The sequence below is a fragment of the Acidovorax sp. CF316 genome, from assembly GCF_000276605.1.
In the GTDB taxonomy this organism is placed as follows: domain Bacteria; phylum Pseudomonadota; class Gammaproteobacteria; order Burkholderiales; family Burkholderiaceae_C; genus Acidovorax.
Genome location: NZ_AKJX01000142.1, coordinates 1 through 9,386, shown reverse-complemented (window position 1 = coordinate 9,386; position 9,386 = coordinate 1). Strand labels below are relative to the sequence as shown.

6 protein-coding genes and 1 riboswitch are annotated in these 9,386 nt (G+C 67.5%); of the genes, 5 read left to right on the top strand and 1 reads right to left on the bottom strand.

Features of this window, described 5'->3' with window-relative positions:
* On the bottom strand, window positions 1–2,073 hold a 2,073-nt coding region (locus PMI14_RS17820; protein WP_035204364.1), incomplete at its 3' end, for a DUF349 domain-containing protein.
* 1,057 nt (window positions 2,074–3,130) lie between these two features.
* On the opposite strand from PMI14_RS17820, the gene PMI14_RS17815 reads away from it, so the two are divergent.
* From PMI14_RS17815 to PMI14_RS17795, 5 genes are all read left to right on the top strand, one after another.
* Window positions 3,131–3,985 (top strand): lytic transglycosylase domain-containing protein, encoded by an 855-nt coding sequence (locus tag PMI14_RS17815; protein ID WP_007856649.1) that lies wholly within the window; start codon window positions 3,131–3,133, stop codon window positions 3,983–3,985.
* A 56-nt stretch (window positions 3,986–4,041) separates the two neighbouring features.
* Window positions 4,042–4,193, top strand: a riboswitch (ZMP/ZTP riboswitch).
* Between the two features lie 36 nt (window positions 4,194–4,229).
* Window positions 4,230–5,474, top strand: a complete 1,245-nt coding sequence (gene glyA, locus PMI14_RS17810) for a serine hydroxymethyltransferase (protein ID WP_007856648.1) — start codon at window positions 4,230–4,232, stop codon at window positions 5,472–5,474.
* Window positions 5,475–5,486: 12 nt separating this feature from the next.
* Window positions 5,487–5,936 carry a transcriptional regulator NrdR gene (gene nrdR / locus PMI14_RS17805; protein WP_007856647.1) on the top strand — a complete coding sequence of 150 codons (450 nt, stop codon included), beginning with the start codon at window positions 5,487–5,489 and terminating at the stop codon, window positions 5,934–5,936.
* Between the two features lie 43 nt (window positions 5,937–5,979).
* On the top strand, window positions 5,980–6,870 hold the full coding sequence (locus PMI14_RS17800) for a DMT family transporter (protein WP_007856646.1): 891 nt from the start codon (window positions 5,980–5,982) through the stop codon (window positions 6,868–6,870).
* A 69-nt stretch (window positions 6,871–6,939) separates the two neighbouring features.
* A complete protein-coding gene (locus PMI14_RS17795; RefSeq protein WP_007856644.1) occupies window positions 6,940–9,270 on the top strand; it encodes a hypothetical protein in 2,331 nt (776 codons plus the stop codon).
* Window positions 9,271–9,386: the final 116 nt, after the last annotated feature.

Genomic DNA, 9,386 nt, shown 5'->3' with positions numbered 1-9,386 from the left:
GGCAGGAGCAGCAGCCGCTTCGCCACCCTCTTCGGCCGCGGGCGCCTCGCCATCGCCGGCTGCAGGGGCAGCCTCATCGGCCTGCGCCACCGACGCGGCAGCACTTTGCTCGCTCTTCTGCGCGGAGGCAGCCGCCTCGGCGGCCTGGGCCTGGCCGCGCAGAGCGGCTTCGAGGGCCTGCACGGCAGCGCGGATCTGCTGCGCATCGCCCGTGGCATTGGCGGCTTCCAGGGCCTTGGAGGCGTCAAGAACCACGCGGTCGCGCGCGCTCAGCTCGGTCACGGCCTTTTCGCGGTCGGCCGACTTGCGGTTGAAGGCTTCGTCGATGGGCTTGCGGAACGCGTCCCACAGCTTCTGCTCATGCTTGCGGTCCAGTGGCACGGTCTGTGCCTCGGCCTGCCAGCGCTGCTGCAGCGCCTTGACGGCGTCGATGCGCAGCGCAGGAGCAGCACCCAGGGCCACGGCCTCGTCGATCATCGCGTGGCGGCGGGCCAGGCTGTCCTTCTGGGCGGCTTCGAGCGGCGCCGCAGCGCCGGCGATGGCCTGCTTCCACAGCGGCTGCAGCTCGGCAAAGATCTTCTCGCCCACATGGCCGCCTTCGCGCCAGCGGTCACCAAACTGGTACAGCGCACGGTTGATGGCCTTCCAGTCGCCCGAGGTGGCATGCTCCTGCGTCCAGGCCTTGACCTCTTCGATCAACGCCAGGCGCTGGGCCTTGTGCTCGGCGGCATCGGCGCGGATCTTGTCGAGCCAGGCCTCCACGACCTTGTGCGCGGCATTGCAGGCCTCGTCGAATTTCTTCCACAGGCCGTGGTTGGGCGCACCGCCCTGGTCGGACTGCTTCCATTGCTCGCGCAGCGCGCGCAGGGTTTCCTGCATCTTGCGGCCACCCAGGGCCTGGCCCTCGGGGCGGTTGAGCAGGCCTTCGGCCTTGGCCACAAGGTCCTCGCGCACCTGGTCGGCGCCCCAGCGCTGCCAGCCTTCGAGCTCGCCGGCAGCCACCAGGGCGGTGTGCACCTGCTGCTCCAGCGCGGCGTCGATGTGCTTGCCGTGGTTCTTGAGCACGGCGCGCAGCGCGGCAGCAGCGCCGGCGCTGGCCTTGCCATGGCCTTCGGCGGTTTCCTTCTCGAGCACCACCAGGGCGTCGCGCACGGCCTGCACGGCCTTGTCGCGCACTTCGGGGTCGACCTTGGGCTTGTTCGGCGTGCGGGCCGGCTTGGCCGCAGCACCCGGTGCCGCTGCTGCGGCGGCGGCCGCCTCGGTGGGCAGGCCACGGGCCACGCGCAATTCGTCAGCCCACACGGGCACGGGAGGCAGGGGGGCATTGGCGTCTTCCGCGGCCGCCGCGGCCTGGGCCACGGCGGGCTGGAAGGCATCCCACACCACCAGCAGCTGCGTGCGCGAGGCATCGAGCAGCGGCGGGAAGCGCGCCTCCACGCTGGCCCAGCTGGCATCACCGGTCAGCTCCTGGGCCTGTTCCTGCCAGCGGGCCACGTCGGCGCGCAGCAGCTCCAGCGCCGCATGCGCGTCGCGCCAGGGCTTGGTGGAGAGCACTTCGATGCGCTGCGCAAGCAGCACGGCGGCCTCGCGCTGCACCTGCACGCGGTGCTGCAGGTCTTCGATGACCTTCACCCGGTCGGCGACCTGCACCTTGAGCAGGGACAGCGGCTCGCGCGACAGCGGGGCGCCGGCCTTGGCCGCGTCGCGCTGCCATGCCAGGGCATCGGCGATGTTGAGCTTGGGCGCAGCCAGCAGGGCCTGGGCCTTTTCGGCCCATTCGGCGGCAATGGCTTCCTGGCCCTTGGCACGGCGGATCTCGTCGAGGCGTTCGCGCACGGCACGGGCGGCACCCTTGTCGCGGCCGCTCAGCTCCTTGAACACTTCCTGCAATTGCTCTTGCGCCGGCTGCGTGGCCAGCCAGTCGCGGATGCGGGAGGCGCGCTCGCCCGAGGTGGCGGCAGAGAAGGCGCCGCCGGTCAGTGCATCCAGGGGATGCGCCTCTTGGGTCTTGGCCGGGGCCGGATTCACTTCAGGTGCGTCGGACATTTTGTTGCGGGAAAAAAATGGAAACATGGATCCAATGGATTACGAACGGCCATCCCTGCATCCGGGCGGACGCGCAAGGCCACCGGGGCTCGCGCCGACCCAAAGCAGGTACATGGCAGAAAACGGGCTATTTTCACCGGGTTCGTGCAGGCGGGCCACCAGCCGTCCTGGCCATGAATCCTCTGGGGAGTCCTCTGTCCAGGGCCACCCGGTGCGCGGGCATCTGCACCCTGCTTCGCAGGGTTGCGGTGTCTCAGAGGGGCCTGTGCCCACTCTGGGAATTGCCCCCATTATCTATATATATGCGGCAAGGGCCCATTCAATGCCTTGAGGCAGTTCAATGCCGGACCATTGGGGCCCGCTGGCAGACGCTGCGCAGGCGCCTGCAAAGGCCTGCGCGCCCGCGCTGGAACCACGGCACGAAGCCAGGCGCCCGCCCACAAACGAGAAAGCCCGGGGGACTTTCCGAAGTGGACAGTCTCCCGGGCTTGACGGCTGACACAACGGTCTTTGCCATCGTTTCGCAAGGCGGAGATGAAGGTCCACCATGCGAGGAGGCAAGGTATTGCCTCCAGGGGGTGCCGTGGAAGTTTCATCTGCTGCACCGCGGCACTGAATGCCCATCGGCGGGAGAGTTCGCTTCGTCTGGCGATGCCTGAAATCAACAGGCAACTGAACCTTACCAAAGTCGGCAGTCAACCTCAACCCGGTTTTGCAATGGCGCGGTAAAAGCCGATTGAATTTGACACATGGATGTCACCGGCCTGTGATCGGCCGGGCCGCCGCTTCGGGCGAAAAACAGCAAAACCCTGTGTTTTCTAACAGATTTTTCATTCTATTTTAATCTAACGATTGATGTTGTTAGTATTGACTAGGTATTTGGTGACCTCCTAGAATCCGCCAGCCTCAAAAATGGCTAGTAAAAACCCCAACCCGCTGCCGAACCCGGCTAAGTCAACTCACGGCCTTTCTTGCTTTTTGCAGGCCCTGAAATTGATGGCGTACCAATCCAGGTGATACGCCTGATCCTGCCAACCACCCGTGGTGGCAGGGCCTCAGGGAAGCGCCCCAGAAAGGAAGAGCTATGACAGCGTCAGGAAAAATCGTCTCCGGCGTGCGAACTTTCGCAGCCGATGTGACCGAAGGTTTTCTTGAAATCACCCACAGCAGCTTCGCCCTCATCGGGCTGACCGTTGCATTCGTCGTAATCGCATTGACCGCCCGGCCCGACCTGCGCCAGGCCGGAGAAGAAAGGCTCATGAACTGGCTGCAGGCACGCCAGGTCGCTGTGCTGGGCATGCCCATCGAACCCGAAGCGAGCGAGCGCGCCACCGCCGGCAACCCCAAGGACCTGCCCAAGGAACAGGCAGCCGTGGCGTTCTGGCTGAGCAAGAAGTACCGCGTGGCCCCCGAGCCGCTCGCCGTGCTGGTGGCCGAGGCCTATGAACTCGGCGCCCGCAACAAGCTCGACCCGACCCTGATCCTGGCGATCATGGCCATCGAGTCGAACTTCAATCCGTTCGCGCAAAGCGCCGTCGGAGCCCAGGGCCTGATGCAGGTGATGACCACCGTGCACACCGAGAAGTACCAGAACTTCGGCGGCCACTTCGCGGCCTTCGACCCCGTGACCAACCTGCGCGTGGGCGTGAAGGTGCTGCAGGAATGCATCGCCCGCGCCGGCTCGCTCGAAGGCGGCCTGCGCTACTACGTGGGCGCAGCCAACCTGCCCGACGACGGCGGCTACACCGCCAAGGTGCTGGCCGAGCACTTCCGCCTGCGCCAGGTGGCCGGCGGTCGCGCCCTGCCGACCAACCCGCCACCGACCCTGTCCACGCAGGCGCCGGTGCAATCGGTTCCGGCCTCGGCCAAGCTGCCGGCCTCCGCCTCGCCCGCCAACAGTGGCAGCGACAAGGTGGCCCTGCTCTCGCAGCCATCCTGATGAGCGCACGGCCGCGGGCCGCCCTGCTGGAGCGGCAGCGCTGCCTGGGATACACTACGCAGGTACGCAACTGGCGATAGGCGCAGCCCCGCAACCGGGCTGCCGCTGACGTGGAAACCGACAAGGGCTTGCCTCTTGTGAACCACTGGGGAGCGTGCCGCACGGGTGTCATGCCCGCCGCGTTCAGCCGTTCGCCTGGGCAGCCCTTGTTTCAAGGGACACAAGTTCATAGGACTGCCACACCATGTACGACCGCAATATTCTTGTCGAACAAGCCGACCCCGAACTCTTTGCCGCCATCACGGCCGAGAACGCCCGCCAAGAGCACCACATCGAGCTGATCGCCAGCGAGAACTACGCCTCCCCCGCCGTGATGTGGGCCCAGGGCACCCAGCTGACCAACAAGTACGCCGAAGGCTACCCCGGCAAGCGCTACTACGGTGGCTGCGAGCACGTGGACGTGGCCGAGCAGTTGGCCATCGACCGCGTCAAGAAGATCTTCGGCGCCGATGCCGCCAACGTGCAGCCGCACTGCGGTGCCTCGGCCAACGAGGCCGTGTTCCTGGCCTTCCTCAAGCCCGGCGACACCATCATGGGCATGAGCCTGGCCGAAGGCGGCCACCTGACGCACGGCATGCCGCTGAACATGTCGGGCAAGTGGTTCAACGTGGTCTCCTACGGCCTCGACGCCAATGAAGTGCTGGACTACGACGCCATGGAGAAGAAGGCGCACGAGACCAAGCCCAAGCTCATCATCGCCGGTGCCTCGGCCTACAGCCTGCACATCGACTTTGCACGCTTTGCCAAGGTGGCCAAGGACGTGGGCGCGATCTTCATGGTGGACATGGCCCACTACGCCGGCCTGATCGCCGCGGGCGTGTACCCCAACCCCGTGCCCCATGCCGACGTGGTCACCAGCACCACGCACAAGAGCCTGCGCGGCCCGCGCGGCGGCATCATCCTGATGAAGGCCGAGCACGAGAAGGCCATCAACAGCGCCATCTTCCCCGGCCTGCAAGGCGGCCCGCTGATGCACGTGATCGCGGCCAAGGCCGTGGCCTTCAAGGAAGCACTGCAACCCGACTTCAAGGCTTACCAGGAGCAGGTGATCAAGAACGCCCAGGTCGTGGCCGAAACGCTGACCGCCCGCGGCCTGCGCATCGTCTCCGGCGGCACGCAAAGCCACGTGATGCTGGTCGACCTGCGCGCCAAGGGCATCACCGGCAAGGAAGCCGAGGCCGTGCTGGGCTCCGCCCACATGACCATCAACAAGAACGCCATCCCCAACGACCCTGAAAAGCCGATGGTGACCAGCGGCGTGCGCATCGGCACCCCGGCAATGACCACGCGCGGCTTCAAGGAAGAAGAAGCGCGCATCACCGCCAACCTGATCGCCGACGTGCTGGACAACCCGCGCGACGAGGCCAACATCGCCGCCGTGCGTGCCAAGGTCAATGCGCTGACGGCCCGCTTCCCGGTCTACGGCTGATCCCGCCCCGCCATGAAGTGCCCTTTTTGCAGCCACCAGGAAACGCAGGTCGTCGAAACCCGGGTGTCTGAAGAAGGGGACTTCATCCGCCGCCGGCGCCAGTGCGGTGCCTGCGACAAGCGCTTTACCACCTACGAGCGGCCGGAAGTGAACTTCCCGGCCATCGTCAAGAAGGACGGCCGGCGCATCGAGTACGAGCGCGGCAAGCTGCTCGGCTCGTTCAACCTGGCGCTGCGCAAGCGCCCCGTGAGCACCACGCAGATCGACAGCGCCATCGAGCGCATCGAGGAAAAGCTGCTCAACCTGGGCCAGCGCGAAGTGCTCTCCAGCCGCATCGGCGAACTGGTGATGCGCGAGCTCAAAAAGCTCGACAAGATCGCCTACATCCGCTTTGCCAGCGTGTACCGCAGCTTCGAGGACATCGACGACTTCCGCGCCATGGTCGACGAGGTCCGCAAGTAGCACGCAGCCTGCAGACTTTGCCGGGCTGCATGACAATGCACCAGTGAAGACCCGCCATTTTTTGCAGCTGGTGCTGCTGTCTGCCCTGTGGGGCGCCTCCTTCCTTTTCATCCGTGTCGCGAGCCCCGTGCTCGGGCCCAATGTCATGGCCGCGCTGCGCATCGGCCTGGCCACGCTTACGCTGATGTTCATCATGCGCGTGGCCGGCGAGCGCTGGCCCTGGCGCCACTGGCGGGAGCTGCTCGGTCTCGGTGCGCTCACGGTGGCCATCCCCTTCCTGCTGTACTCCTGGGCGGCGCTGTACCTGCCCGCGGGCTACAGCTCGCTGCTCAACACCATGGCCGTGCCGTTCAGCGTGATCGCCGCAGCCTGGCTCAAGGAGGACACGCTGAGCGCGCGCAAGTGGCTGGGCTGCCTCTGCGGCTTTGTCGGCGTGGCGCTCATCGTGCAGCTGGGCCCGGTCACGCCCACACCCGCCCTCATCATTGCCGCCCTGGCGTGCATGACGGCATCGGCCTGCTACGGCGTCTCCACCCCCTGGATGAAGCGCGCCACCACGCGCATGCCGCCGCTGGCGATTGCGGCCGGCATCCACGGCACGGCCCTGGTCATGCTGCTGCCTGGCGCGGCGTGGAGCCTGCCCGAGGCACGGTTCACGCCCACGGCCCTGGCCGCCGTGGCCGTCATGGGCATCGTCACCTCGGGCCTGGCCTACTGGCTCAACCTGCGCGTGCTCAGCCAGGTCTCGCCCGTGGCGGCCATGAGCAGTGCCTTCATGATCCCGCTGTTCGGGGTGGCCTGGGGCCACCTGTTCCTGGGCGAGGCTCTGGGCCCGGGCATGCTCTGGGGCGGCCTGCTGGTGCTGGTGGCCACAGGGCTGGTGACGGGCTTCAACCCGCTGCGCTGGCTGGGCGCCAGCGTGTCGCGCTCGTAGGCGATCACCTACAGGCCTGTTCGCCCGGGTCCGGGGCAGCAAAGGGCGCTGGCTGCCGACAATGAAGGCATGGACCCGCAGCCGCAGCCGACCGTCGCCACCGCCCTCCCCACCCACCGTGCCCCGCTGCAGCCCGAGCAGCCGCCACCCCAGCATGCCTGGCAGTTCTTTCGCGCCGGCGGCGTGGACCAGGTCATCATCCAGAGCGGCGAGGACATCGCCCACCTGGCCGAGCTGGACCAGAAACTCTGGGTAGCCCTGGCCTGCCCCACCCGCGGCATCGAGTTCGACGAGCGCACGCTGGACCTGATCGACACCGACAAGGATGGCCGCATCCGCCCGCCCGAACTGCTGGCGGCCTGCGCCTGGGCCTGCGCGCAGCTGCGCAGCGCGGACGAGCTGGCACGCCCCGGCGACACGCTGGAGATCAGCGCCATCGACGACGGCACAGAAGAAGGCGCCGCGCTGGCCGCGGAGGCCAGGCGCCTGTTGGCCATGGCCGGCCGGCCCGAGGCCACGGCGATTGCGCTGGCCGACGTGCTCGAACGCAGCCAGCAGCTCAGTGGCATGCGTTTCAACGGCGACGGCATCATCACCGTGGACACCGCGGGCAAGGACGACAGCGTGGCCCGCGAGGCCATCGCCCACATCATCACCACCCACGGCAGCATTCCGCCCGCCACCGACAAGCAGTTGCCCGGCATCGACCGCCAGCGTGCCGAGGCGTTCTTTGCAGAACTTGGGCAGCTCAGGGCCTGGGCCGCCCAGGCGCGCGGCGCCACCACCGGCCTGGCCCTGGGCGACCGCACGCTGGCCGCCACCGAGGCCATGAACGCCGTGGCGGCCAAGGTGGAGGACTTCTTTGCCCGCACCCGCCTGGCCGCCTACGACCCGCGTGCCGCCACGGCGCTCAACCCTTCGCTCGACGGCTACAGCGCCATGGCGGGCCAGGACCTGGGCCTGGCCTCGCCAGCCATCACCACCCTGCCCCTGGCCCCCATCACCCCCGGGGGCACCCTGCCCCTGCGGCACGGCGTGAACCCGGCCTGGGCCAAGGCCCTGCGCAACTTCCGCGAGCGCACGGTGGAGCCCCTGCTGGCGCGCAGCAACGCCGAAAGCCTCACGCAGGACGAATGGCAACTGATCCAGAAATCGCTGGCCCCCTGCCAGCAATGGCTGGCCGACCGCCCCGCCACCCGCCTCGACACGCTGGACGAAGACGTGCGCGAGGCCTTGCTCGCGGGTGATGCCGAGCAGCGCGTGATGGCCCTGATCGGCGAAGACGAAGCCGAGCAGGCCCACAACGAGCAGGCCCTGGGGCTGGAGAAACTGCTGCGCTTCAAGCGCGACCTGCTGGAGCTGCTCAACAATTTCGTCTCGTTTTCGGCCTTCTACCAGCGCCGGGGCGCCATCTTCCAGGCCGGCACCCTGTACCTGGATGCGCGCAGCTGCGACCTGGTGGTGCAGGTGCCCGACGCCGCGCGCCACGCCAAGCTGGCCGGCCTGGCCAAGACCTACCTGGCCTACTGCGACTGCACGCGCAAGGGCCAGAAGATGGGCATCGTGGCGGCGTTCACCGCAGGCGACGTGGATTTCCTCTTCGTAGGCCGCAATGGCGTGTTCTACGACCGCGATGGCAAGGACTGGGATGCGACCATCACCCGCATCATCGAGAACCCCACGAGCATCCGCCAGGCCTTCTTCTCGCCCTACAAGAAGTTCGTGCGCATGGTCGAGGAGCAGGTGGCCAAGCGTGCATCGGCCAGCGATGCGCGCGCGCAGAAGTCACTGGGCACGGCCGCCAGCACCCTGGCCAGCACCGATCTCAAGACGGTGGGCACCAACGCCAGCAGCGTGACCGTGCCCGGTACCCCGCGCCGCACCGACGTGGGCACGGTGGCGGCCATCGGCGTGGCGCTGGGCAGCATCAGCGCGGTGCTGGTGGGCATCTTCGGCAAGTTCGTGGACCTGGGGGTGTGGATCCCCCTGGCCCTCATCGGCATCGTGCTCGCGATCTCGGGGCCGAGCATGCTGATCGCCTGGCTCAAGCTGCGCCAGCGCAGCCTGGGGCCGATCCTGGATGCCAGTGGCTGGGCGATCAATGGGCGCATGCGGGTGAACACGCGGTTGGGCGGTTCCCTGTCGCAGGTGGCCAAGGTGCCGGCCAATGCACGGCGCATGCTCGATGATCCGTTTGCGGAGTCCCAAAGCCCTGTGTGGGTGGCTCTGGGCGTGTTGGTTGCAGTGGTTGTGGTGGTGTTTGTGGCTTGGCGGGCGCATTGGCTGGATCGGTGGGTGCCGCGGGTGACGGTGACACCGCCCGTCGCGGCACCGGCGGCTGGGGCCAGTGATGCGACGCCGGCTGCTTCGGCTGCTTCGGCGGCTTCGCCGGCGCGTTGAGTTCAGCGCTTCTTTTGCCTCTTGTGCCTGGATTGAGGGCGGAAGCCGGGATGTGCGCCCGGCGGCGCACCCACCTTCTTTTGCGTCGCCAAAAGAAGGTGGGCCAAGAAAAGGCG